General features: G+C 37.2%; 23 protein-coding genes. 13 read left to right on the top strand and 10 right to left on the bottom strand.

Annotation, left to right across the window (positions count from 1 at the left end; genetic code table 11):
- Positions 1–39 precede the first annotated feature (39 nt).
- Positions 40–1416, top strand: coding sequence for a DASS family sodium-coupled anion symporter (locus H4J38_RS13805; protein WP_182132494.1), 1377 nt, complete (start codon positions 40–42; stop codon positions 1414–1416).
- An 84-nt stretch (positions 1417–1500) separates the two neighbouring features.
- On the opposite strand, the gene dsbB is transcribed toward H4J38_RS13805, so the two are convergent.
- Both dsbB and nhaB read right to left on the bottom strand, forming a co-directional pair.
- A complete protein-coding gene (dsbB, locus tag H4J38_RS13800; RefSeq protein WP_182132492.1) occupies positions 1501–2019 on the bottom strand; it encodes a disulfide bond formation protein DsbB in 519 nt (172 codons plus the stop codon).
- Between the two features lie 142 nt (positions 2020–2161).
- Positions 2162–3757: a sodium/proton antiporter NhaB gene (nhaB, locus tag H4J38_RS13795; RefSeq protein ID WP_182132490.1), complete on the bottom strand. Its 1596-nt coding sequence runs from the start codon at positions 3755–3757 to the stop codon at positions 2162–2164.
- Between the two features lie 601 nt (positions 3758–4358).
- On the opposite strand from nhaB, the gene H4J38_RS13790 reads away from it, so the two are divergent.
- Positions 4359–5096, top strand: coding sequence for a hypothetical protein (locus H4J38_RS13790; protein WP_182132488.1), 738 nt, complete (start codon positions 4359–4361; stop codon positions 5094–5096).
- A 457-nt stretch (positions 5097–5553) separates the two neighbouring features.
- Here the strand turns inward: H4J38_RS13790 and H4J38_RS13785 are convergent, their stop codons facing one another.
- From H4J38_RS13785 to H4J38_RS13775, 3 genes are read right to left on the bottom strand one after another with little or no spacing between them, the layout of a single operon-like run.
- Positions 5554–5850 (bottom strand): hypothetical protein, encoded by a 297-nt coding sequence (locus H4J38_RS13785; RefSeq protein WP_182132486.1) that lies wholly within the window; start codon positions 5848–5850, stop codon positions 5554–5556.
- Positions 5851–5899: 49 nt separating this feature from the next.
- On the bottom strand, positions 5900–6424 hold the full coding sequence (locus tag H4J38_RS13780; RefSeq protein WP_182132484.1) for an RNA polymerase sigma factor: 525 nt from the start codon (positions 6422–6424) through the stop codon (positions 5900–5902).
- A 6-nt stretch (positions 6425–6430) separates the two neighbouring features.
- Positions 6431–6781, bottom strand: coding sequence for a DUF6249 domain-containing protein (locus H4J38_RS13775; protein WP_182132482.1), 351 nt, complete (start codon positions 6779–6781; stop codon positions 6431–6433).
- Between the two features lie 259 nt (positions 6782–7040).
- Between H4J38_RS13775 and H4J38_RS13770 the strand changes: the two genes are divergently transcribed.
- Positions 7041–8114 carry a serine hydrolase gene (locus H4J38_RS13770; RefSeq protein WP_182132480.1) on the top strand — a complete coding sequence of 358 codons (1074 nt, stop codon included), beginning with the start codon at positions 7041–7043 and terminating at the stop codon, positions 8112–8114.
- A gap of 654 nt (positions 8115–8768) precedes the next feature.
- On the top strand, positions 8769–9479 hold the full coding sequence (gene fadR, locus H4J38_RS13765) for a fatty acid metabolism transcriptional regulator FadR (protein WP_182132478.1): 711 nt from the start codon (positions 8769–8771) through the stop codon (positions 9477–9479).
- 307 nt (positions 9480–9786) lie between these two features.
- Here fadR and sodB read toward each other — a convergent pair whose 3' ends face one another.
- Positions 9787–10368: a superoxide dismutase [Fe] gene (gene sodB / locus H4J38_RS13760; protein ID WP_182132476.1), complete on the bottom strand. Its 582-nt coding sequence runs from the start codon at positions 10366–10368 to the stop codon at positions 9787–9789.
- 262 nt (positions 10369–10630) lie between these two features.
- Here sodB and H4J38_RS13755 point away from each other — a divergent pair, with 262 nt between their 5' ends.
- From H4J38_RS13755 to H4J38_RS13745, 3 genes are all read left to right on the top strand, one after another.
- Positions 10631–10972: a Grx4 family monothiol glutaredoxin gene (locus H4J38_RS13755; RefSeq protein WP_220465560.1), complete on the top strand. Its 342-nt coding sequence runs from the start codon at positions 10631–10633 to the stop codon at positions 10970–10972.
- An 84-nt stretch (positions 10973–11056) separates the two neighbouring features.
- The gene (locus H4J38_RS13750; protein ID WP_182132474.1) at positions 11057–11662 is read left to right on the top strand and encodes a peroxiredoxin; all 606 of its coding nucleotides are present in this window, start codon (positions 11057–11059) and stop codon (positions 11660–11662) included.
- Positions 11663–11866: 204 nt separating this feature from the next.
- The gene (locus H4J38_RS13745) at positions 11867–12253 is read left to right on the top strand and encodes a hypothetical protein (protein WP_182132472.1); all 387 of its coding nucleotides are present in this window, start codon (positions 11867–11869) and stop codon (positions 12251–12253) included.
- 51 nt (positions 12254–12304) lie between these two features.
- On the opposite strand, the gene rnt is transcribed toward H4J38_RS13745, so the two are convergent.
- On the bottom strand, positions 12305–13000 hold the full coding sequence (gene rnt / locus H4J38_RS13740; RefSeq protein WP_182132470.1) for a ribonuclease T: 696 nt from the start codon (positions 12998–13000) through the stop codon (positions 12305–12307).
- A gap of 197 nt (positions 13001–13197) precedes the next feature.
- On the opposite strand from rnt, the gene H4J38_RS13735 reads away from it, so the two are divergent.
- Together H4J38_RS13735 and H4J38_RS13730 are read left to right on the top strand one after the other, a co-directional pair.
- Positions 13198–14064 carry an OmpA family protein gene (locus H4J38_RS13735; RefSeq protein ID WP_182132468.1) on the top strand — a complete coding sequence of 289 codons (867 nt, stop codon included), beginning with the start codon at positions 13198–13200 and terminating at the stop codon, positions 14062–14064.
- Between the two features lie 95 nt (positions 14065–14159).
- Complete coding sequence (locus H4J38_RS13730) at positions 14160–16019, top strand: M1 family metallopeptidase (RefSeq protein ID WP_182132466.1); 1860 nt, start codon at positions 14160–14162, stop codon at positions 16017–16019.
- A 156-nt stretch (positions 16020–16175) separates the two neighbouring features.
- On the opposite strand, the gene H4J38_RS13725 is transcribed toward H4J38_RS13730, so the two are convergent.
- Together H4J38_RS13725 and cysZ are read right to left on the bottom strand one after the other, a co-directional pair.
- Positions 16176–16568 (bottom strand): hypothetical protein, encoded by a 393-nt coding sequence (locus tag H4J38_RS13725; RefSeq protein ID WP_182132464.1) that lies wholly within the window; start codon positions 16566–16568, stop codon positions 16176–16178.
- Positions 16569–16787: 219 nt separating this feature from the next.
- Positions 16788–17543 (bottom strand): sulfate transporter CysZ, encoded by a 756-nt coding sequence (cysZ, locus tag H4J38_RS13720; protein ID WP_182132462.1) that lies wholly within the window; start codon positions 17541–17543, stop codon positions 16788–16790.
- Positions 17544–17760: 217 nt separating this feature from the next.
- Between cysZ and smc the strand changes: the two genes are divergently transcribed.
- The 3 genes from smc (at position 17761) to ligA (ending at position 24612) form a co-directional block, all read left to right on the top strand.
- Positions 17761–21279 (top strand): chromosome segregation protein SMC, encoded by a 3519-nt coding sequence (smc, locus tag H4J38_RS13715; protein ID WP_259365520.1) that lies wholly within the window; start codon positions 17761–17763, stop codon positions 21277–21279.
- Positions 21280–21293: 14 nt separating this feature from the next.
- On the top strand, positions 21294–22421 hold the full coding sequence (zipA, locus tag H4J38_RS13710) for a cell division protein ZipA (RefSeq protein WP_182132458.1): 1128 nt from the start codon (positions 21294–21296) through the stop codon (positions 22419–22421).
- A gap of 109 nt (positions 22422–22530) precedes the next feature.
- Positions 22531–24612: an NAD-dependent DNA ligase LigA gene (gene ligA, locus H4J38_RS13705; protein ID WP_404842620.1), complete on the top strand. Its 2082-nt coding sequence runs from the start codon at positions 22531–22533 to the stop codon at positions 24610–24612.
- 4 nt (positions 24613–24616) lie between these two features.
- Here ligA and H4J38_RS13700 read toward each other — a convergent pair whose 3' ends face one another.
- The gene (locus tag H4J38_RS13700) at positions 24617–24985 is read right to left on the bottom strand and encodes a hypothetical protein (protein ID WP_182132454.1); all 369 of its coding nucleotides are present in this window, start codon (positions 24983–24985) and stop codon (positions 24617–24619) included.
- Between the two features lie 328 nt (positions 24986–25313).
- Between H4J38_RS13700 and H4J38_RS13695 the strand changes: the two genes are divergently transcribed.
- Positions 25314–26003, top strand: a complete 690-nt coding sequence (locus tag H4J38_RS13695; RefSeq protein WP_182132452.1) for a hypothetical protein — start codon at positions 25314–25316, stop codon at positions 26001–26003.
- The last annotated feature ends 15 nt before the right edge of the window (positions 26004–26018 follow it).

Below are 26018 nucleotides of genomic sequence, written 5' to 3'. Positions count from 1 at the left end.
ATTTAGATTCAAATAATAATAAAAATATTGGGTAAATTTATGAAATTAACTAGACAGCTATTCATTCCGGTAGCGCCTGTTTTAGCTGTATGCTTTTACTTTGTTTTGCAAGCCATTGGTTTGGAGAGTAAAGCTGCTATCGCAGCGGCTATAACGTTATTAACTGTTATTTGGTGGATTACCGAAGCATTACCTATCCCTGCAACATCATTAGTCCCTTTTGCCTTGTTACCACTGTTTGGCGTTGTTGATCATAAAACGGTCGCATCAGCCCTTGGTAGTCACGTAATTTTACTATTAATGGGCGCATTTATGCTGTCAAAAGCCATTGAAAAAAGTGGCGCGCACGAGCGTTTAGCTGTTTATATGGTGCGCTTGGTTGGCGTTAAAAGTGGACGTCGTATGGTGTTGGGCTTTATGTTAGCCAGTGCATTTTTAAGCATGTGGATATCCAACACTGCAACAACCTTAATTATGCTACCCATTGCCTTGGCTATTCTAAAACATATTGATAATCAAAATCTTAAAGTGGCTTTAATTCTTGGAATTGCTTATGCCGCAAGTGTTGGCGGTGTTGGTACCCCAATTGGTACGCCGCCTAACGTAATTTTTATGGGCATTTACGAAGAGCAAACCGGCATTGAGTTTGGCTTTTTAGAATGGATGAAAATTGGCGTACCTATTGTCGTTCTTGCTATTCCAATTATTGCCTTTTGGCTAACCAGAAATGTCAAACTTGAACAAGAAGTACATTTGCCTGTTTTAGGACCATGGCGGGCGGAAGAAACTCGCACATTATGGGTGTTTGGGTTAACAGCACTCGCATGGATAACACGCTCAGAGCCCTTTGGTGGTTGGAGTGGCGTTTTAAATGTTGAAATAGCAGGCGATAGCACTGTTGCCTTATTTGCTGTAGTGCTAATGTTTATAGTGCCTAATGGTAAAGGTTCGCGTTTATTAGATTGGGACAGCGCCAAAACCATTCCCTGGGGTATGTTACTGCTTTTTGCTGGCGGTATCGCGTTAGCTAAAGGTTTTGTTGCGTCAGGTTTGAGTGATTTATTGGGTCAGTGGCTTGCGTCATTCGCTAACTTACCTGCAATTATCATGATTATTACTATTTGTTTGGTGGTTACATATCTAACAGAAATAACCAGTAACACAGCAACGGCAACCTTACTAATGCCTATTTTAGCTGCGGCGGCTATTGCCTCAGGTTATGATCCTAAAGTATTAATGATCCCTGCGGCTATATGCGCTAGTTGTGCCTTTATGTTACCAGTAGCTACAGCACCTAATGCTATTGCTTACGGCACGGGTGAGATTGAAATTAAAGATATGGTCAGAGAAGGGGCCTTGCTTAGCTTTATTATTGCCTGCTTAGTGGGTATTACTTGTTATCTGTTATTGATTTAATCTCAATAGAAAGCGAGTTTAAATAAGCGGAATATGCCGCTTATTTTTATGTAAAGAACAAATTTAGTCGATTAGCGTTCGCGATTAAAGCATCTTTTCTTTGAGCAAACGTGTCAATAAAATACTGGCGAATGCTGCACTATAAATGCCAAATATAACTAGCATTACTTGTGGCATAGTAAAACCCAAGAATTGCCATTTAATATCCCCACAGTCACCGGTCGCTTCGAACAAAGCAGGAAGCCATTGGTGCAATGGCGCCCAAGTAGGGAAGTTTGGAATAAACTCACAACTAAATAAAAACGACATGGTTGAAGATTGCATGTCAACATGTTCTAAAGCAATGATGAACCCCCAAATGGCGCCTGTGGCCCATAAGCCATAAGCGACAATTCGCAACAATACGTTTTGGCAACCCAAGGCGCCAATAACACCCGCTAAAAATATCCCCCATATTGCGGTGCGTTGATAAATGCACATAATGCAGGGTTCAAGTCCCATAAAGTATTGAAAATATAATGCGATTAATTCAAAACATAAGGCACTAACAGCGAGCAATTGCCAAGCTCGTTGATTTAAAGATAATTGACTTAAAAAGTTCACGAAATGATACCTATGACTGGGTTGTTGTTAATCCGTTTAGGATGATTTTTTTTGGAATTGCTAAGAATGCTAACAATAATCAAAAAGCGCCACAAGGGCGCTTTTGTTAGATTTTATATCAGCTTATAATTTGAGCAAATACTTAGTGACCACCAGGTGCTTTAATTGCTGGACCTGCACTATGATGCTGAATAATATTATTCTCATAAAAAATTTCAGTATATTTTGTCAGTTGACCGGTAGAAATTGCCAGTAAACCTACAATCGTTAATACAATCGTATATGGCAGAGCCATAATAACCATACGCCCATAAGATAAGCGAATTAACGGTGCTAATGCTGAAGTTAATAAGAATAAGAAAGCAGCTTGGCCATTTGGTGTAGCAACACTTGGTAAGTTAGTACCTGTGTTAATTGCAACAGCCAGTAGGTCAAATTGGTCACGAGTTATTTGTCCAGCAGCTAACGCTTTTGTGATTTCTGTTATGTATACCGTACCAACGAAAACGTTGTCACTGACCATAGACAAAAAGCCATTTGCTAGATAGAACATAACAAGTTGCATGTTACCTTCAAAGGTTAATACCCAGGTAATTACAGGAGTAAACAATGATTGATCAACAATGACGGCCACAACGGCAAAAAATACGGCAAGTAAAGCGGTAAAAGGTAATGCTTCTTCAAAAGCATGACCAATTTGGTGCTCTTCAGTCACACCGGTAAATGCTGTGGCAAGAATTATTACCGATAAACCAATGATACCAACAGGCGCTAAATGCAGTGCTAAACCAACAATTAACCAAACAGCAATTGCACCTTGGATAACAAGCTTTGCATTATCTAGTTTATTGCGTTTTGCGCTTTGAGCAATATCATACTCATTTAAGATATTGTAAACATTGTCGGGTAAAGCTACACCGTAGCCAAACCATTTTACTTTTTCTAAAAGTACACAAGTCAGCATACCAGCAAAAAACACAGGAATTGTTACAGGTGACATACGGATGGCAAATTCAACAAATTCCCAGCCAGCTTGTTGACCAATAACTAAGTTTTGTGGTTCGCCTACGATTGTACAAACACCCCCTAAAGCAGTACCAACACCAGCATGCATCATTAGGTTACGTAAATAGCCTCGAAACTGTTCTAAATCTGCACGTGAATATTCAGCTAATTCGTTGTCAGTAGTATGGTCGTGATCGTGATCAACTAGTACTTCTTTGCCTGAAGCCACCTTATGATAAACAGAGTAAAAACCTATAGCTACACTGATAATAACGGCGATAACCGTTAAGGCATCTAAGAAAGCTGATAAGAACGCGCCAGAAAAACAGAATAGTAATGACACCATCACTTTAGAACGTACTTTAGTTACTATTTTGGTAAACAAAAACAGTAATAAACTCTTCATAAAGTAAATGCCGGCAACCATGAATATTAATAATAAAATGACTTCAAAGTTTAAAATCATTTCATGCATGACTTGATTAGGACTTGTCATGCCTATAGCAACTGCTTCAATCGCCAATAATCCGCCCGGCTGTAATGGATAACATTTAAGTGCCATTGCTAAGGTAAATATAAATTCAATAACCAATGCCCAGCCCGCAACATAGGGATCTACAGCAAAAAATAATACTGGGTTTATGACTAAGAATGTAATTATTGCGAGTTTGTACCATTCTGGCGAATTGCCGAGAAAGTTTTTATAAAACGCATTCATGAATGATTGCTGCATAATGAACCTTTTGAAAAAATTATGGGCTTGGGTTAGTGTTATTGTTCTTTTTTTTATTATTGTTTATAAATTTAATGCGTTGATGAGTTTAAGCGTAAATTTAGCCATTGTAAATATGTCTCATTAACCAGTTGTATATTGAAACAGCCCGAAAGACATTATATTTAATTATTGAATTAGAATAATTACATTAAAAGCTACAGACTCATCACTTAAATATGTATGGATACTTAGCCAAGTTCTATTAATGTAAAATTTAGGGGCAACTTAGAAAAATTGTAATCGTCAGTTGATCTTCCCCCGCTTTAACGGACACCAAATCTAATCCAAAGTGTTAGTTGACGCTATATACCTAATCTCCGTGCTAATGCATGAACGGCTTTTTATTAAAACAACAGGCAACGGCTGCTTTGAGCTGAAGCGGTCATTGAGTTTTTGTGAAGCTGAGAGTGAGATGTTTACTTTAGGTAGACAATGTCACTCAATAATCTAGTAAAACTCATAAGTTGGTTAATAAATGAACATTATTCTTGTGATGTTAAAAATTCTCTCCTACTTTAATAACGACACACTATAAATATTAAATAAGAAGGAATTTACTATGAAAAAGCTATTTATGTTAAGTCTTGCACTTCTCTTGGTTCAAACTACAAGCCTTCAGGCTAAAGATAAAGAGGAGGGCGATACCTATGTCTATGCAACATATTTTAAATGCGATACCACTAAACAGAAAGATGTAGACGCTATTGTTGAAAAAGAGTGGGCACCAGTTTACGAGAAAGCTGTAGCTAATAAACTGATCAAAAGCTGGTCATATTTAAAACATCATACTGGTGGTCAGTGGCGTAGAGTGACGGTTAATACTGCTTCGAGTATGGGAGAGTTACTTACGGCGCAAGATAAGATAGGTGAAATGTTGGAAGCTGCTAAGGTCGATCCTAATGATGTCTTTGGTGCAACCTGTAATTCACATGATGACTATATTTGGAAGCTAGAAAGCGGTAATCAGACTGTGCAGGCAGCTGAAGCTTCTATCTCTGTCTATGAAATTTGTGATATGTCAAAAGAAGAGCGTGCCGATGAGATTATCAAAACGGTAATGGCGCCAATATATAATGCCAATATAGGTAAAGGTAAATTATCATCTTGGGGTTGGTTGTCCCATCAAGTTGGTGGTAAATATCGTCGGCTGTTCACAATGTCGGCTGCTAATTATACAGACTTGATGAAAACAAGAGCGCATATCCTCGAAACAATGTATGGCGACCAAGGTCCTGCTGAAGCCAAAGAATTGACTGAAATTTGTACTTCTCATACAGATTATCTATGGGATAGATAAGGTCTATTTTATTTAAACGGCATCAATTTTTCTGGTGTCGTTTATTTTTCAAGAGTATTAACGGGAACAGATTGAACAAAGTTGGCATTGAGTCAGAGTGATGGATGTCGCTTTTAGCTTTGAATTCAATTTTAATATTGTCACAAAAGTCAGCATTCAGAAATGAAACGCCACTGACTTTATTGAGCAGATATTAGTTTTGTTGAAATCATGATCATATTTAGGGAAATATATATCCCAAATTTTTGGCTAACCTATGAGACAGATTTAATATCATAGCTGTTATTCATATTCGGTTCTTAAACGTTAACTCAAAGCCTAAAACTGCCATTCACTTATTTATATCTTTCAAATTCAACTTTTACGAAACTTAAATCGTCACCTAGAACGATTATGACCCTTGTAAAATAATTTTAAACAATTTCTTTACTTCCGGCTAATTACAAAAACCTAATTTTTAAAAGTTTTCATTGGTTAACCAAGCAGAAAACCCCACCATCGAAAGTAAGAAAGAAGTAATGATATAAGGTGATAATGACGTAAAAGCATTAAATAAAGAAAACTCTTCAGTTATGCTGCCTATCAAAGGAATAGCCAATGAGCATGCTAAAAACATTGCCACAGCCATAACCTTTAACCGAAACTTATTTTTTGCTTTTATATTGTTAATAATATTATCAACAAAATGCTGATCAACTAAGCGTGTATGGTATTGTAATAACGAATTTAAAAATGAATCATCGTTAGTATTCATGGTGCATCCTTATATCTTTTTTGTAGATACTTTACATTTAAATATCAACTTATAGTTTTTGATTAATCTTATCTATTAACTTCTGCTTTCCTCGGTTGATATGTGATTTTACCGTACCCAAAGGAAATTTAGTTATTGTCGATATTTCTTGGTGACTCATGCCTGCACTAACAGATAAAGTAACACAAGTCCGCTCAGCAATATCTAAACAATTCATTAAGCGTTCTATTATCAAGTCCCTTTCTATATCTTCAATTTCAGCTTCGAGAATAGAAAAATCAAAGCCATCAATTTCATATTGGTGATAAGCTTTTTGCTTATATTTTAAAAAGCAATTATAGGCAATTTTATGTGCCCAAGTACTAAAAGAAGATTGGCCTAAAAAAGTATCGAGCTTTTGATAAATTCTTAAAAAAGCCTCTTGTGCTATATCATCCGCAGTTGCTTGTTCTCCAGTAGTCAATCGACGAAGAAACTGGCGTATTGGCCCTTGGTACTTTTTGATAAGCGTAGCATAAGCATGTTGATCACCATTGCTGATAATTCGTGCAATAAGTGTGTTGTCATCTACCATTGTAATTTATTCTGCGTCTTGGTTTGTTTTCCAACAAAGGATAAAGGCAGCCCCTAACAATAAAGGAAAAATACCAATCGCAAGTCCAATACGTATTTCATCAACGATAAATCCCGAAAAAACACATGCTAACCCTATACCTGCCAATGCTAAACCACGTCGTAAGTCGATAATTTTTTGTGATTTAAATGTTCCTAGTTTTTCTAGTAACTCAGGAGTGATATTTTCACCTTTATCTAATAACTGGCGAATCGTTAGTTGAACTTCTTTTTTATTTTTGCTGCTGGAAATAACATTAACAATTACCATAATGGTTAAACAAATAACACCTGTAATTGGTATCCATAAATCAGACATATTTTTCTCACTTTCTTTAAGTTCACATTAATTTCTATATTACTTAGATACGATGATAATCAGATTTAGATGCAAGATAATATTTTTATTTAAATTATTATTACATCTGCCTAATTACTTAGCAGCACAAACTCTATCCGATTTATTTTGTTTGAATTAATAAAAACAAAAAATAAAATTTAAAATATTTTGCATCTAAATTTAATTATTTTGGCATCTAATTAGGTGTCATATCAATTTTAATTAAAGAGAATAAATAATGATTTCAAAATACATTTTTAAGATAGCACTTATTATCACTACCGTAATTTTGTTGCATGGTACCTCGGTTGCAAGCACTAATGAATTAGTAAAGAGAATAGATAGTTTACTGATTGATAAGTTTCAGCCTAACGATACTGGTGCTGTTTTCTTAGTAGCGAAAGATGGCATACCTATGTATAGAAAAGCATTTGGTAAAGCTAACATTGAGTTAGATGTGAATATGAAATCTGATAGTGTATTTCAGATAGGCTCAATGACTAAACAGTTTACAGCACTATGCATATTGATATTACACGAACAAGAAAAACTGGATGTAAATGACAAGGTTGCTAAGTATTTACCTTATTACCCGAACGGTGAAAACATTACTTTGCACCACCTTTTAACCCATACATCTGGTATTAAAGATTATACAAAAATGAAAGCGTTATGGGCCATTGCAAAAAAGGATCACTCTCCTCAAGAATTGGTAGATTTCTTCAAAAATTCACCTGTAGATTTTAACCCTGGAGATAAATTTAAATATAACAACTCGGGATATGCACTTTTAGGCCATATTATTGAACTAGTTTCTTCTGAAACATATGAATATTTTGTAGAGGAACACATATTTAAAGCGATTGGAATGAAAAACTCTAGATACGCAAATGATAGAGAAGTAATAAATAATAGGGCTTACGGCTACCATAACAAAGAACAGTACACTAACAGGATGATGGTGAGTTTAAGTATCCCGTATTCATCTGGCTCATTAATGTCGACGGCAGATGATCTGTTAATCTGGCAACAAGCTATTGGTCAAAACTTACTGGTAAAACAAAGCACAATAGAGATGGCCTTTACCAAGTATACGACAAATAATGGCGAGTCAATTTCTTATGGTTATGGCTGGCATTTAAAAGATCTTAGCGGTGTACCAATAAGAGAGCATGGTGGCAGTATATTTGGCTTCAAATCAATGGGTGTTTATATTCCAAGTCTAAATGTTTATGTTATTGGACTAACTAATTGTGACTGCAATTCACCTACTCAAATTACCAGAGATATTGCTGCACTCTTTATAGAATAACTAAATTACCTTGTGAGGGAAGCTTAATGACATTAACAATCTATAATTTTGAAACTTAAGTGCATAGTGGCAGTCAGAAATTGAGTGTTTCTATGTGAATTCACTTTATCTCAAAGCACCTAAAATATGGCGAAAATGAACCTGAAATATAAAAAGATTATGTTTGTAGGATGAGCTATCGTTTTGATTAAAAGTATCTATGAACGGTTTGGCGACGGTCAGGATAAAGGTAGGTCTAGGTATTCTTAACACTGCAAACAGTTTGATAAGATGTTAATGCTAATGTCCGTTTTGTCGGATAAGACGACAAAGATGATTAGATCTGATTGAGCTTGTAAAAGTCTTAACATAGCAAAAACGAACTCAATTAAAGTTTTTATATAGTACATTGCCCATACAGGGCAGTAATAAGTGCACACTACCTTAGAAACGCCCTTAACTAATCATACTTACATATAGGTGAATCAGCGCCTTAAACCATGCTAGCTGTAATTTACAGTTCAATTTTTAATATAAAAATTCTCAACCTGCCTCGAATTCTCGATTTAAGTGGCGCTAGTCAAAACCTGTATCAATTCTATTGCGCTTGTGTCAATTGGATGTTCTGGTACAATCAGTTTCAATTAAAGTTAACTCTAAGTGATGTGGATCCCCATGGTTATAAAAGCGCACAGTCCAGCAGGATTTGCCGAGCAGTATATTGTTGAATCTATTTGGAATGGTGGATTTCCACCGGGTACTATTTTACCCGCTGAACGTGAATTATCAGAACTTATTGGCGTCACAAGAACTACATTAAGAGAAGTGCTTCAGCGCTTAGCACGCGACGGATGGTTGACCATAAAACATGGTAAGCCAACAAAAGTTAATAACTTTTGGGAAACATCCAGCCTTAACATTCTTGAAACATTAGCGCAGCTTGATCAAGAAGGTATTCCTGACTTAGTTGAAAATCTACTGTCGGCGCGCACCAATATTAGTGCGATATATGTTCGTGGTGCGATTAAAAACAATCCAGAAAAGACTATCGAGTTATTGTCAGCTATTGAAGATGTTGAAGATACTGGCGAAGCTTTTGCTGAATTTGATTACAAACTCAATAAAGAATTAGTCGTTGCCTCAGGTAACTCTATTTACTTATTAATTTTGAACGGCTTTCGAGGTTTGTACTCACGCTTAGGTAGTTTATATTTTGCTCATCCTCGTGGTCGAGAAATAACACGAACATATTATAAAAAGCTGATTGAATTAGCTGAAGCTAACCAGTTTGACGAGTCGGTTTATGCGGTTAGAAAATACGGTGTTGAGTCAGGTAAACTTTGGTTTGAGTTAAAAGATGAAGTATTAAAAGAACTTGCAGAGTAGATATTAACTCAAAATAAAATAGTTACTATAAAAATATTAAGGCAACTGTGCTTATGAAAGCAAAGCAGTTGTCTTTTTTTTGTCAATTTATCAGGTCTGCAGAATTACGATAACTTTGTCTACACCAAAACCTTTATCCATTGCGGTTTATATTAAGTGCTAAACATCATATTAATATAAATGTTTTAAATCTAAAACTCATCGCCTTTAATCCATGGCAATGTCGACCTTAACTTAAATTGAGGGTAAATAAAAAGGCCAGCAAATAATGCTGACCTTTAAAATATAAATTAATGTGCTTTAACGATTAAGCGAAGTTTGCTGAAGCAAAATCCCAGTTCGCTAATGCCCAGAAACCTTCCATGTAGCTTGGACGAAGGTTACGATAATCAATGTAGTAAGCATGTTCCCATAAATCTACAGTAATAAGTGGTGTTACACCTTCATCTGTAAGTGGGGTTGCAGCGTTAGATGTATTAACGATAGCAAGGCTGCCGTCTGCTTTTTTCACTAACCATGTCCAACTTGAACCAAAGTTATTGATTGCGCTGTCAGTAAATTTTGCTTTAAATTCTGCAAATGAACCAAAGCTTGCATTAATAGCTGTTGCTAATGCACCTGTTGGCTCGCCGCCGCCGTTAGGGCTTAAACTGTTCCAGTAGAACGTATGGTTCCAAATTTGTGCTGAATTATTGAAAATACCAGCAGAAGATGTTTTAACGATATCTTCTAAAGACTTTCCTTCGAAATCAGTACCTTCGATAAGACCGTTTAATTTTACAACATATGTGTTGTGGTGCTTACCATAATGAAACTCTAAAGTTTCTTGTGAAATGTGTGGTGCAAGTGCATCCATAGCATATGGTAGTGCTGGTAATTCGATAGCCATTATATTCTCCAGATATTGATTATAAAAAATTATTCTTATGCAAATTTAAAGAAGTAGTTTGTTTTTTTCTAAAACCTAGTAAACTACTCGGGTATTAAAGTTTAATATAGTCTACCCAAGTATATAGGTATTACCATAGGTTTTATCAAGGCTATTATGTTTTAATATATAAGTTTTTTGCTTTAGTATTTATTGTTCTGTTTATATAAGTCAGTTTTACTTTAAGTACTGAGCACAATAAGTATTAATTTTTGAGGTTATTATGGATACGATCGAACGCATTAAAGAACAAATCAGTGAAAATACTATTCTCCTTTACATGAAGGGCTCACCAAAGTTACCTAATTGTGGTTTTTCATCACAGGCTTCTCAAGCGTTGATGGCATGTGGTGAAAAATTCGCCTATGTTGATATCTTACTAAACCCTGATATACGTTCTGAATTGCCAAAATATGCTGACTGGCCAACATTTCCACAACTATGGGTTGACGGTGAACTTGTCGGCGGTTGTGACATCATTATGGAAATGTATCAACAAGGTGAATTACAAACCTTGATCACTGAATCTGCCGCTAAAAATAGTTCAGCAGAAAGTTCAGTGTAACTATTGAATTATCACTTAACGCCACCATACTAGGTGGAGTTAACATAAAAAATTAAGTATTATTTTAAAAAATTGGAGAGATTAATGAGTGTATTAGTAGGTCGTTCAGCACCAGACTTTACAGCTGCAGCCGTTTTAGGTTCAGGTGAAATCGTAGAAGGTTTTAACTTAGCACAAGCAATTAAAGGAAAAAAAGCGGTAGTATTTTTCTACCCACTTGATTTTACTTTTGTATGTCCTTCAGAGTTATTAGCTTTTGATCACCGCATGGAAGAATTCAAAAGCCGTGGTGTTGAAGTTATTGGTGTTTCTATTGATTCACAATTTTCTCATAACGCATGGCGTAACACAGCAATAAATGATGGTGGCATTGGTCCAGTTCAATACACTTTAGTTGCTGATGTTAAACATGAAATTTGTAAAGCCTATGACGTAGAGCATCCAGAAGCTGGTGTTGCTTTTCGTGCTTCATTCTTAATTGATGAAGAAGGTAATGTACGTCATCAAGTAGTTAACGACTTACCATTAGGTCGTAACGTTGATGAAATGATACGTATGATCGATGCTTTACAATTTCACCAAGACCACGGTGAAGTATGTCCTGCAGGATGGAACAAAGGTGATAAAGGTATGACCGCGACTACTGAAGGCGTTGCAGCTTATCTTACAGATAACGCTGATAAACTTTAATACTTAATTAAAGTTATCAGTTTAAAAAACCGCTTTTAGCGGTTTTTTTGTGCCAAAAATCGACTAAATGATTTAAAAGTCATTGAAAAATGGTGTTTAAACGCTATGCTAATAAAAGCTTTAATGATAAATTAGTCAGATTGCTAAGGAATAAGCGATAGGCTTTATTTTGTAAAGGCGAATTAGACACAAAAAGGATTACAGATGTTTTATCCAAAAATTATTTATGAAAACCTGCCATACGCTTACTTTTTAGTTTGTGCCTATTTACTTGCTTTTTATGACACTTGGCCAGTTTTTGTATCTGCGGGGTTATTCTATTGTGCGGGTTGTATTACTTTGGTAACACGCTCTGGATATCGTCGCCTTGACCGTCGTAAAGATACTGAAAAAAATCCAATTAAGAAAAATAACTTGCCTGAATGGCTATACGAATACTTACCTTATGGTTACTTTGCTGTTGCTATGGTTATTGTTCTAAAAACAACTTTACCTGCCTTACAGTTTTTAGCATTTTGTTTAATGATTATGGCGTTAAGGAATTTACTTTTCAGAAAGAATAATCGCCGAAAACCAAAATCCTTATTTTAAATTTTGCAGGCTAATTCTTGTGCATTACATACAAAATAAATAGGTGTTAACCTATTCTTCAGTTGAGCTTTCTTGTTTAGCTACTTCAGGCTCGATTAATGGCCAACCCCCCAACTGTTGCCATCTATTAACGATATAACAATATAGCTCAGCGGTTTTTTCGGTGTCATATAACGCAGAATGCGCTTCACTATTACTAAAATCAATTTGTGCTGCAGCGCAGGCTTTTGCTAACACCGTTTGGCCTAATGCTAAGCCTGATAATGTCGTGGTGTCGAAACTAACAAAAGGGTGGAAAGGTGAGCGCTTAATTGAGCAACGTTCAATAACTGCATTCACGAACCCTAAATCAAATGAAGCATTGTGCGCCACTATAATTGCACGTTGGCAACCGGCAGCTTTCATTTTTTTTCGCACCAGTTTAAATATTTCAGTGATCGCCTTTTTTTCATCTACTGCGCCACGCAACGGATTCGTGGGGTCGATTCCGGTAAATTCTAATGCCGCTTTTTCGAGGTTTGCGCCTTCAAAAGGGTCAACGTTGAAATGTATTGTTTCATCTAAACTAAATTGGCCACTGGTTTCATCTAAGGTAAGGGTGGTTGCAGCAATTTCTAGTAAGGCATCAGTTTGGGCATTAAAACCGGCAGTTTCAACATCAATAACCACAGGAAAGTAGCCTCGAAAGCGTTGAGCAAATAATGATTTTTCGGCATTAGTATTGGTAACTGTTGTATTATCAGACATAAAGGCAATTGGTATGAGTTAGCAGGAATAATGCTTGAGATTATCGCAGAAATAATCACTTAAGGCACCACCGAAGATTAAAACCATCACATTTAATTTAGGGTATATTCTAATAAACTGTTAAAGTTATTTTAGATTTTGTCGATAGTAAAGATGTCGCTATTAAATCCACATTAATTGACATGAAAATTAATTTTATGAAAAAAATTATAACCCTAGTTACATTATCATTACTTATTTCCCAAACTAGTGCGGGCATTAGGCAATATCGCGCAGATATTGAAAACTCTACTTGGCAGTTAACCGATGATTCTCGGTTGCAATGCACGCTCTCACATCAAATTCCACGTTACGGTAAAGCCAAATTCTATAGTTCGGCAAACCGAAAAATGAACATGGAGTTTGAACTGGAAATGATGCGACTACCCGACAACTACGCTTTAGCTGAAGTTCGCTCTGAGGCACCTAATTGGCGACCTGGCGTTGCTGGGAGAATGCTAGCTGATATGAAACTGCATAAGCAATTCTCACCGAGCTTACCGAAAAAAATAGCGTGGAATATGCTTAATGAGCTTGACCAAGGCATGAGCCCAACCTTTTATTATAACGACTGGTATAGCGATAGCGAAAAAATTACGGTGGGTTTATCTACCGCTCGTTTTCAACAGGCCTATCAAGCTTTTGTCAGTTGTGTGAGTAACTTACTCAACTTTAACTTTGATGATATTTCTTATACGGTACTTAATTATCAATTCGGCTCTGATAAATTAACCAAAGCATCACAAAAACGTATGAATATGATTGTTGAATATTTGTCACTTGATTCTAATCTCGAACTGGTATTAATCGATGGTTATTCAGATAGTTATGGTGGCCGAAATACCAACTTAAAAATGTCACAACGTCGAGCAAATAAGGTTAGAGAACTGATTGTTAGCAGCGGTATCGACGCCAGTCGTATTGAAGCTAATGGTTACGGCGAAAAACGCCACGTAGCGTCCAACGAAACCATTATCGGTCGTAGCAAAAACCGTCGTGTTGTCATACGCATGGAACAGCCTTAAGTTTCAGCGATACATATCAATTGGTATAATTAGCACTTGAAGAGGCCTGTAGATTCACTGTAATCTACAGGCCTCTTTAGTTTTGGATGTAATTTATGAAATTTTTAGCTCGTCTTGTTGCCACTTCTTGCTGTGTTGTACAGTTGGCGTGGGTTCAATTAGCCTCGGCGCAAGTAAATGATGCGTTAACTTATGCAAACTATGACCAAGTAAAAGTTAGCCACCTTTATTTAGACTTAAATGTTGATTTTGATAAAAAATCACTCAAAGGTTTTGCCGAATTAACGCTTAATTGGCTTAACGATGACGTCGCTAATGTTTATTTAGATACGCGCGATTTAGACGTGCATCGTGTTATGGCAAAAAATGCCAATAATCAGTGGGTAAAATTAAATTACCAGTTGGCTAAACGTGACGATGTTATGGGTTCAAAGTTAACCATTAACACACCTTTTAAAACGCCCACAATAAGAATTTATTATAATTCATTGCCGCAAGCTTCTGGTTTGCAGTGGTTGTCTCCTGAGCAAACTGCCGGTAAAGACAAGCCGTTTATGTTTAGCCAAAGCCAAGCCATTCATGCCCGTTCTTGGATCCCAATTCAAGACACACCGAGTGTGCGCATGACATACGATGCTCGTATTACTACGACTGATGATTTGCTGGCAGTAATGAGTGCTGACAACGCACCTGACGCTATACGCGATGGCGACTATTCGTTTTCAATGCCACAAGCCATTCCCGCTTACTTAATTGCCATTGCGGTTGGTGATCTACAGTTTAAAGCCATGAGCAAGCAAACGGGTATTTATGCCGAGCAATATATTTTAGATAGAGCGGTTGCAGAGTTTGATGATACGCAATTGATGATTGATGAAACCGAAAAGCTTTTCGGCGCCTATCGTTGGGGCCGTTATGACTTACTTATATTACCACCGAGCTTTCCTTTTGGCGGCATGGAAAACCCTAGATTGTCATTTATCACTCCAACAGTGGTTGCCGGCGATAAAAGTTTAGTTAACTTAATTGCTCATGAATTAGCACATTCTTGGTCTGGTAATTTAGTCACTAACGAAAGCTGGCGCGATTTATGGTTAAACGAAGGTTTTACCAGTTATGTTGAAAATCGTATTATGGAAGCCGTTTTTGGTGCCGATAGAGCCTTAATGGAACGTGCTTTAGATGCGCAAAATTTAAGTTATGAAATCGCTGAGTTACCGCCAGGCGACACCCAATTGTATATCGACCTTAAAGGCCGTGATCCAGATGATGCTTTTTCTGGCGTACCTTATACGAAAGGGCAGTTATTCTTAGTTTATTTAGAAGAAAAGTTTGGTCGTGAAAAATTCGATACCTTCATTATGCAATATTTTGATGATCATGCCTTTCAAAGTTTAGGTACCAAAAACTTTGTTACTTATTTAAAAGCTAATTTAACCCACAAATTCCCTAATGTTGTCAGCGATGTTGAGCTAAACGAATGGATTTATGAACAAGGTTTACCCACATACACACCGAAACCACGCTCAGATGCTTTTGTTAAAATCGATAATATTATTTCGAAATGGACCAGCGACCAGCTTGAGTTAGCTCAAATACCAACACAAAATTGGACCTTGCATGAGTGGCTACATTTTATTAATAATTTACCTTTAAGTATTTCTATTGAACGTATGGCAAGTTTAGATAAAACATTTAACCTAACCAACAGTAGTAATGCTGAAGTTGCTCATGCGTGGTATTTATTAGCATTGCGCTCGGGTTACGACGTTGTGTATCCAGCAATGGCAACGTACTTAGAGTCAATTGGTCGCCGCAAACTTATTGTACCTTTGTATAAAGAGCTTGCAACATCAGCTGAAGGCAAAGAATGGGCACAAGCCGTTTATAAAAAAGCACGCCCAGGTTATCACCCGTTAGCACAAGGGACAGTAGACGCTATTTTATTAAAATAAGAGTTAGTCTAGCTCAACTTAGTCAGGTTTATTTAAACTTAAGTTGAGCCTTAAACAACATTATTAATTAACGTTGTTGATAATACTTAGACATAAAAAAACATCGCAATTAGCGATGTTTTTTTATGTCTGCAACAAACGGATAAAGAGCTGATACTATGGAGCTATTAGCCGTTTATCGACAATAACATCAACTTGGCGAAGTTTATTTTGTTGAGAAATAACTACGCGTATTTGCTGTGATTTTTGTTGATAATTCAACGTTAAGCGACCGCGTTTTCGTTCGCGGTTTATCGGTTCACCATAACTCTTATTATAAAAATCTATCACAGCATCTTCAGTCATTGAGGTGAAATAATTGATTACCGCGGGTGTGTTTTCATCAAATTTAGCAAAAATACGCGCGCCTTCAATAACGGGTATATCAACTTTATCCATCATACTTTTTTCGATATTCGTGGTTGCTGCGTTGATGCTAAAACTGACCATTAGCAGTAATAAAGTACGGGATAAAAATGAACTCTTTGGTATAAAGCGCAATGCTGGCATTACCAGATCCTTATAAGTTTTCAATGTGATATAAATCATAAACGTAGTTATATTGTATTGAGTGTGCACTTTGATGTTTTTGCTGTCAAATTTTAGTAAAAATGTTTGTTCAACTCGCTGGTTAACAATTACACGCGCGATCAAACAAGCATCAATAAATGCACAATGCTTAAGCTTATTGTTCAATAGTCGATAACATACTGATTGTTATTTGATTTATTATGAACGGTCAACAAATTGATCACGATAATGATCAACCCATAGTGCTGTAGCTCCACAAATAGCCACCGGCATTACCACTAAGTTTACTAACGGGATCATAGAAAATACAGCCGTAGTAACACCAAAACTATAACTTAATCCTTGGCGTTTCTTCAACGTTCGACGCATGTGGGTAAAACTAATTTTGTGATTATCAAACGGGTAATCTATGTATTGTACCGCCATCATCCAAGCTAGAAATAAAAACCACAGTATTTGGCCGATAACCGGTAATAACCAATAAAGAAGAAAGAAGCCAACAGCACGTGGTAAATAGTAGCCTAGTTTACTTACCTCGCGACTTAGCGTTCTAGGAATATCTTTAACCACATCCAAAGCACCGCCATCGTGCAAGGGTTGATCTGTGAGTAAAGCTTCAACTTTTTCTGATAGCAAACCATTAAATGGTGCGGCCAACCAATTGGCAACGGAACTAAAAATAAATGAAAAAATAATCAATACAAACAAAACCGCTAATGGCCAAATAAAATTACTCAGCCAAGAAAACGAATCACCTAGCCAATCATCTAAGATCAACATATAACTCTCAAGCTGCAAAAACATATAATAAAAAGCATAACTAAATAGTATTAAATTGACTGTTAACGGGATGAATACAAAGCGTCGAATTCCAGGAGTGCGGATCAACTCAAAGCCTTTGATAAAATATCCAGCACCGCCGTTTGCCAAAGGGGTGTTATTAATGTTGTTCATTGATGTTTTCTTAACCTAACTAGTTGATATTCATAGCCCGATTATAGGATCCTTAGCTTGATATGAACAGTATTGTGATGTTACAAATTACATCAATCTCTGATACAGTGGCGGCAGTTACTGATGTTTAATGTTAATTCTATTGCCTTGCTCAAATTTTGCGAATGTTATGCTCTAATTTTAGCCAATAGATAATGTGATTAGGTTTTTCGATTTAATGCGACTCAAGCATATAAAATTGGCAGGTTTTAAATCCTTTGTCGATCCCACCAAAGTCCCCTTTGAACAACAAATGACAGCCATTGTTGGACCAAACGGCTGTGGAAAGTCGAATATTATTGACGCCGTACGTTGGGTCTTAGGCGAAAGCTCAGCGAAAAACCTGCGTGGCGAAGCCATGACAGATGTTATTTTTAATGGTGCAGCCAGTCGAAAGCCTATTGGCCAAGCCAGTGTAGAACTAGTGTTTGATAACACGCAAGGCCGTATTCAAGGCAATATGGCTGATCGTACTGAAGTATCAGTGCGTCGCGTGGTTAATCGTGAGAGCGTTAATAACTACTATTTAAACGGCACAAAATGTCGACGACGAGATATTACTGATATTTTTCTGGGTACAGGCCTAGGACCTCGTAGTTACGCTATTATCGAACAAGGCACTATTTCTCGCTTAATAGAATCAAAACCACAAGAACTACGTGTATTTATTGAAGAAGCTGCCGGCATTTCAAAATATAAAGAACGCCGTAAAGAAACCGAAACCAGAATACGCCATACCAGAGAAAACTTAGCACGACTTAATGATATTCGCCTTGAGCTTGATGTACAAATTGATAAATTGCATCAACAAGCTGAGGCTGCCAAACGCTTTCGTACCTTAAAACAACAGGAACGTAAATACAAAGCAGAGCTAGCGGTTTTACGCTGGCAAAAATTTGATCAACAACGCCAACAACATCAAACCCGAATTTTAGCGCTTAAAAATAAAGTGGAAAGCCAAAATGTTGAGCTAAGTCAAAATGATTTAGTCATGATTGAATTAAAAGCGACTATGCATACTTGTAATGACAATAATCAAACATTACATCAGCAAAAGCTCAATGTAACGCAAGATATTGCGCGTGCAGAACAGCAAGTTAAATACTTAAAAGAACAATCAGCAAAAACTCAAACCGATAATGAGCTTACTCAACAACAACTAATTAATGCACAGCAGTTAATTTTAGTTGAGCAAGAACAGTTGCAGTTGTGCAATAAGCAATTAAATGAGCAGCAACCTCAGTTGCAGAAGATAGAAGCCGCATTGGAGGCTTGTCAAACAGAGTTAGCCCAACAGCAAACACAGCAGAAAAAATTGCAAAGCGAATGGCAGCAGCAACAGCAAAAGCGCGATGCAGGTCAGCAACAAAAATTAACTTTGCATGCCAATATTACCCAACAACAAACTATTATCGAACAAGTTGCCCAGCAGATAATAAAATTACGTCAGCATATGGCGTTACTACCTTTACCAGACGCTTCTGACGAGCAACAACTTCAACAACAAAAAACTTCTGTGCAAGGCGTTATTAGGCAGCTGCAAAAGCAACAGAATCAATTAACTCATAAAGAAACCACGTTGGCACAAGAGTCTCGCCAATTGAGTCAACAGTTGGCGATGGCTGATGGCCAGCTGACAGTGAAAAACCAAGTAATTGAAGCATTACAGTTAAAACTTTCCGATAAGTCTCCTTGGAGTGAAAAACAAGCCTCATGGTTTAGTAAGCAAAGTATCACTGAGGTTGTGTCGCTACAAAGTCAGCTCGAAGTTGCCTATGGCTGGGAGCAGGCAGTTGAAGTGGTATTGTCACATTGGTTAGCTGGCCATGTAATTAAAAGCTTACCCAATGCAGATACTGACGGAAACTTAGCTAACGAAAACTTATGTTTTGTTTATCTGAATATTGAACAAAGTATTGATGTTAATAATGACCAAGGCAGCGCAGACTTAACCTTAATAAAAGCCAATACTTTAGCGAGTAAAATCAGTGGTGTTAAGGAGCTAAATAGCCATTTTAACGCTATTTTTCTTGCTGAAAATTATCTTGAAGCTAAGCAAAAACTGCCGAGTTTAGCAAGCCATGAGAGCATTATTTGCCCCGACGGCACATGGTTACATCACCACATGCTAACAAAAGGCAAGCTTGAACAAGGCTACGATTATATTAGTTTACAACGTCAACTTACCTCTGAAGAAACATCGTTACAGCATTTAACAAAAACTCAACAAAAATTTGAGCTGCAACAAAGCCAAACTTCTGAGCAGTCAGAAAATTTAGCAAACGAAAAACTAACGAGTAGTCAAAAGTTAAGCTTACAACAAGCTAAGCTTAATGAGATCGATAACGCTATTTCGCTGCAAGCACAGGCGAGTCAATATCAACAAAGTCAGCAGCAAAAATTAACAGAACAAGTAGACGACCTACTAAAAAATGAGAGTGTAGCGAAAGAAAAACTAGCTGATTTTCAAGCGCAGTTGTTACCAGTACCTGATGGCAAGGAAGATGGTGCAGAAGATTTTTCTCAAAGACAAACGCTATTACAGCAAACAATTGAGGAAATTCAAACGCGCAGCCAAGGGTTGCATCAAGAGCGACATCAATCGAGTTTAGTGGTTGAACAACTTAAAAGTCAACGCATGCAACGTGAACAAAGTATTCGTTCTAATCAAGAAAATGTTAATTTACTCACGCAAAGATTAACCAGCAATAGCCAAGTATTTACCGACAACAGTCAGCCAATACAAAAGTTTGAGCAGCAATTACCTCAATGGCTTGATAACTTAGTGGCGATTAATGAAAAGCTGCAATTTAATCAGAAAACTTTGAACGATAGCCAAACACGTTTAGCATCATTAGAATTGCAGCAAAAAACCAGTCAAAATAAAATAAGTGCGCTTAATGAGCAACTAGCGCGTTTACAATTAGACAGCGAAGGGTTTAAATTAAGAGCCGAAAGCGCCTTGGAAATTTTAGCTGAGCTACATCAAAGTATTGAGAATGTTATTGAAACCATGCCAGAAAATGCTAAAGAATCATTCTGGCAAGCGCACTTAATTAAGTTGGCTAAAGACATACAAATGTTAGGAGCAATAAATTTAGCAGCAATTGAAGAGTACGAAACTCAGTTTGAACGTAAAAGTTATCTTGACCAACAAGATCAAGATCTTAATAATGCAATAACCACGTTAGAAGCGGCAATTGCAAAAATAGATAAAGAAAGCCGTCATAAATTTAAATTGACCTTTGATCAAGTCAATAAAGACCTACAGGTGCTGTTTCCTAAGGTGTTTGGTGGTGGTCAAGCGTACTTAACGCTAACCGGTGAAGACCTACTAGAAACAGGGGTTACCATTATGGCTAGACCGCCAGGTAAAAAAAATAGCACGATTCATCTATTATCTGGTGGAGAAAAAGCGCTGACCGCATTATCATTAGTGTTCGCGATTTTTAGGTTGAACCCCGCACCATTTTGTTTACTCGACGAAGTGGATGCACCTTTAGATGATGCAAATGTCAGTCGTTTTTGTAATCTAGTGCGAGAAATGTCGCAAACAGTGCAATTTATATATATAAGTCATAATAAAATAGCAATGGAGATGGCGTCACATTTAACCGGAGTTACTATGTTTGAACCAGGTGTTTCACGTATGGTAGCGGTTGATATTGACGAAGCAATCGCCATGGCTGAAGTATAAGAATAGGCTAGGTAATGGAAGATAATTTCAGAAATACATTAATTATTATCAGTGCTATCGTGATAGCAGCCATTTTCATTCATGGTTATTGGACCATTAGAAAACAAAAAAATCCGTATAAATTAAAAACCAAAGTAGAGCCTGTAGCTCCACAGTCAAGAGGTTTTGATGGTTCAGGCTTTGATCAGGACGGCGTAAGTAAGCCGAAAGTTGTTGGAGCAAATGCACAACGAGAGGGTGTTTCTGTAAAGTCTCATCTTGTTGAAGGCGGTGCAGATTTTCATAGTGATGAACCTATGCCATCTGATATTCCTCTTGGAGCTTTTGAAGAAAAAGCTCAAGAACAACGGGATAATTTTGGTGCGCTGCTTAATGATACTGAGGCAGTGCCTGAGCATTTAAAACTACAAGCCTTGTCGGACGCACCGGATTACGAAGGTGACTTCTTTCCTGAATCTGATGATAACGTGTCAGATGCTGATGAAGACATTATTGCAAAACCAGTGTATTCGGAGCCGGTTTATCAACAGCCTGTTACACATGCAAAACCAGAAATATTAACAAGTAGACCTGTTGCGCATAAAAAAAATGTGCGCAAACCTAAGGTTAAACGCAACCAAATGGAAATTAACTTTGGTGATGAATCAGCGAAAGACATGCCTAGCATGTCGGCAACACAGGTAGATAAAAAGCCTGCCGCTGTTGAGATTGAGCCACAAGTTATTGTACTTTCGGTTGTCATGCCACAAGGGCAAGCAATGTCTGGCGCTGCGTTATTACCGACATTACTTACCTTAGGTATGAAATACGGCGAAATGAATATATTTCATCGTCATCAAGACAATGCGGGTAATGGAAAAGTCACCTTTAGCTTAGCTAACATGATGAACCCAGGCACATTTAATCTTGATGATATTGAAAACTTTAGCACACAAGGTATTACGCTTTTTATGACCTTACCTAATCCTGGTGATGCTTTTGAAGTGTTTGAGCAAATGTTAAATGCCGCTAAACAACTTGCCGTAGAGTTTCGGGGGCAATTGTTAGATCACAAACGTAGCGTGATGACCAAACAAACCGAACAGCATTATATTGGCCTTATTCGAGAGTTTGAACGCAAGAGTCGTATCGGCTCACTGTAAACTATCATCCCCGATAAACTTCACCATCAATAATGTGCATAAGTAAAACTACAGCACATTATTGATGGTAAATTATTGACGGTAAAATACTCACTTTCAAAGTAAATAAATTATGTCTGAACAAAGTATTATTAAACGCATTGCACAAATATGTCAGTTGATTAATCACTACAATCACCAATATTACGTGCTTGATGAACCTAGTGTACCTGACGTCGAATATGACCGATTAATGCGGGAATTAAATACTTTAGAAACAGAACATCCCCAACTAAAAACGGTTGACTCACCAAGCCAGAAGGTTGGCGGAGCAGCGCTTAAATCATTTAGCCAAGTTACACATCAATTACCTATGTTGTCGTTAGACAATGTTTTTTCAGAAGCTGAGTGGCAAGCATTTGTTAAACGTTTACTCGATAGGTTAAATAGAGGTGGCGTAACTTCAAGGCTCGACTTTGCTATTTGTGCCGAGCCAAAACTTGACGGTTTAGCGGTTAGTATACGCTATGAAAAAGGTGTTTTTGTTCAAGCGGCAACACGTGGTGACGGTATGGTTGGTGAAAACATCACCGAAAATGTTCGCACCATAAAGTCGATTCCATTACGTTTACAAGGCACCAGTTTCCCCGATATTTTAGAAGTTCGCGGTGAAGTGTTTATGCCAAAAGCGAGTTTTGATGCTTTAAACAAGCAGGCGATTAAAAAAGGCGAAAAAGGTTTTGCTAATCCACGTAATGCCGCTGCAGGAAGTTTACGACAGTTAGATTCTAAAATTACCGCCAAACGTAATCTAGGCTTTTACGCTTATGGCATCGGATTTGTTGGCGCTTTGACCGACATTGAAGATGAAATAGAAAGTGACGTTGAAAGTATTGATGAAAGTTGGTTGGCAAATTCTCATCATCAGCGTTTATGCCAAATAAAAGCGTTAGGTCTGCCAATGTGCCCTGAAGTTAAGTTACTGGAAAACGCCACACAAGTAGAAGCTTTTTATCAAGATATTTTACAACAACGTGAAGCACTGAGTTACGAAATTGACGGTACCGTATTTAAAGTTGATGACATTGAATTGCAGCAACAACTTGGCTTTGTTGCCCGCGCACCACGTTGGGCGACAGCATATAAATTTCCAGCCCAAGAAGAGCTAACGATACTCGAGTCTGTTGATTTTCAAGTGGGCCGCACAGGCGCAATAACGCCAGTAGCACGCCTTAAACCAATATTTGTTGGTGGTGTTACTGTCAGTAATGCTACGTTACATAATCAAGACGAAATTGACCGTTTAGGTATACAAATAAACGACACTGTTATCATTCGCCGCGCGGGTGACGTTATTCCGCAAATTGTGAGTGTGGTACTTGAACGTCGACCTGAAAATGCTCAGATTATTGCTTTTCCGACCGAATGCCCTGTTTGTCAGTCTGCTGTTTTAAAGGCAGAAGGAGAGGCGGTGCTGCGCTGTACGGGCGGTTTATATTGTCAGGCACAACGCAAAGAAGCCATTAAGCATTTTGCTTCTCGAAAAGCGCTTGATGTTGATGGTTTAGGCGATAAATTAGTTGAACAATTAGTTGATGAAGGTTTGATTAAAACTCCAGCCGATCTCTTTAAATTAACCGAGCTTGATGTCAGTACCATGGAACGCATGGGTAAAAAGTCAGCGACTAATTTAATTAACGGCCTTGAAGTTGCCAGAAAAACGACCTTAGCAAAATTTGTTTATGCCTTAGGTATTCGAGAAGTCGGTGAAACAACTGCTGCAAACTTAGCGCAATATTTTCTTAATTTTTCCGCTATTAAATCGGCGAACGAAGAACAACTTCAACAAGTGCCTGATGTTGGCGTGATAGTAGCGAAAAATATTGTTAACTTTTTTGCTCAAGATCATAATGTTGAAGTAGTTGAAGAACTTGAAAATATTATGTCATGGCCTGATATTGAACGTAAAAGTGACGATGAATTACCACTTAAAGATCAAACTTTTGTGCTAACCGGTACGTTAAGTAAAATGGGCCGCAATGAAGCTAAAGCGGCTTTACAAGCCTTGGGTGCGAAAGTGTCTGGTAGCGTTTCAGTAAAAACAGACTATTTAGTTGCGGGTGAAAAAGCAGGCTCTAAATTAGTGAAAGCGCAAGATCTTGGCGTTAGTGTTTTGACAGAAGATGAGATGATAGTAATGCTCAATAGCTAAAAAATTAAAGTGCTAAACGGATAAAAGCATAAATAAACAATACTATTGGCAAGGGCAGTAACACCGTAAATAGTATTGTTTCACACCATTCAATGGTTCGATAGAACTTAAACAAAGACACATTTTCCTCGCGCGTCGACGGTAGCACCTGAAAGAAAAACATAAAGGCTGAAACCACTAAACTTTCAATCGCAATAAATAAAATAAGTATTGCTAACCAGACCAAAACACTAGGAGTTTTGAGTTGAATTTGTGCCTGTAACCCCATAAAAAGTATAAAAAAGAATAAGCTCCATGCTAAAAGTTGCCATTTAAAACGGCCAAATGTAATGGCAATATAGTTGAAGAGTTCCGGGTTGATTGAAGATAACATTAAGTGAAAAATAACTCCTACTGATGATGAATAAAGCAAATAAATTAAAACTTGAGAAAACGGCAACGTAGCGTTTTTATTTCTGCAATAAGCCTAAATATAAACACAGTATAAGTATATCGATTAACGCGATGAAATGTCAGTGATACTATGCCAGTGCTAAAATAAAATTTAAGTTTTACACATTAGCTGATATAAATTTTTTCCGGCATACTAACATTATCAGTGTGATAAAAGTATCGACAGCCGTGCATTAAAAATTATGGCAAAAAGTTCGGTATTACATGTACAAAACTAATATGAGAGTTCCATGAACCTAGGAAACACAATGAATAAAAGCATAAATTGGGCGGCAATAATAATGTTAAGTATTACCGCTAATTCAGCGATGGCGACGACGTTATCTGGGCATGTAGACACTCATCAAGAAAAAGCTAAACAATTATCTACACATGCATCTTCTCAAGCACAATCATCCACACAACTAACTAAACAACAAAAAGCGACACCTTTAGCTAGAGTGTTAGCGCAGTCGGAAAATAAATTGTCATCAAACTCGTTCAACGAAGATAGAACATTAAACCTTGAAATAAGTGAACTTAAAGACAACAGCGGTTTAGTTTATTTAGGTGGTAAAGTTTCTCTCGCTGAACTGAGTCGTTATTTAGAGCAATTAAAAACTGAATTAGGTGAAGAACAATATGCTATTTATCGTCAGCATCAAGCAGCGCGTGATCATCAATCTTTCCATGTTACTTTAATAAATCCTTACGAATATCAAACTATTAATAAAGACAAACTTAAATTAGCTACACAGTTTCGTGTCATTTTACATGGCTTAGGACGAGTCGAAAATGACGAGAAAAAGAGCTACTTTGTTGTTGCCTCCTCACCTGATGGACAATTTATTCGTCAAAATTTTTTGTTAAACAATAAAGACTTTCATGTCACTTTAGGTTTTTTTCCTGAAGACATTTATGGCGTGAGTAAAGGTCGTGACACGCTAATTAACAAATAAATTTCATTACTTTTA

The organism is Colwellia sp. BRX10-3 (assembly GCF_014077505.1).
Lineage (GTDB): Bacteria > Pseudomonadota > Gammaproteobacteria > Enterobacterales > Alteromonadaceae > Cognaticolwellia.
The sequence above is the reverse complement of the archived record's forward strand: the minus strand, read 5'-3'. Positions and strand labels throughout refer to the sequence as shown.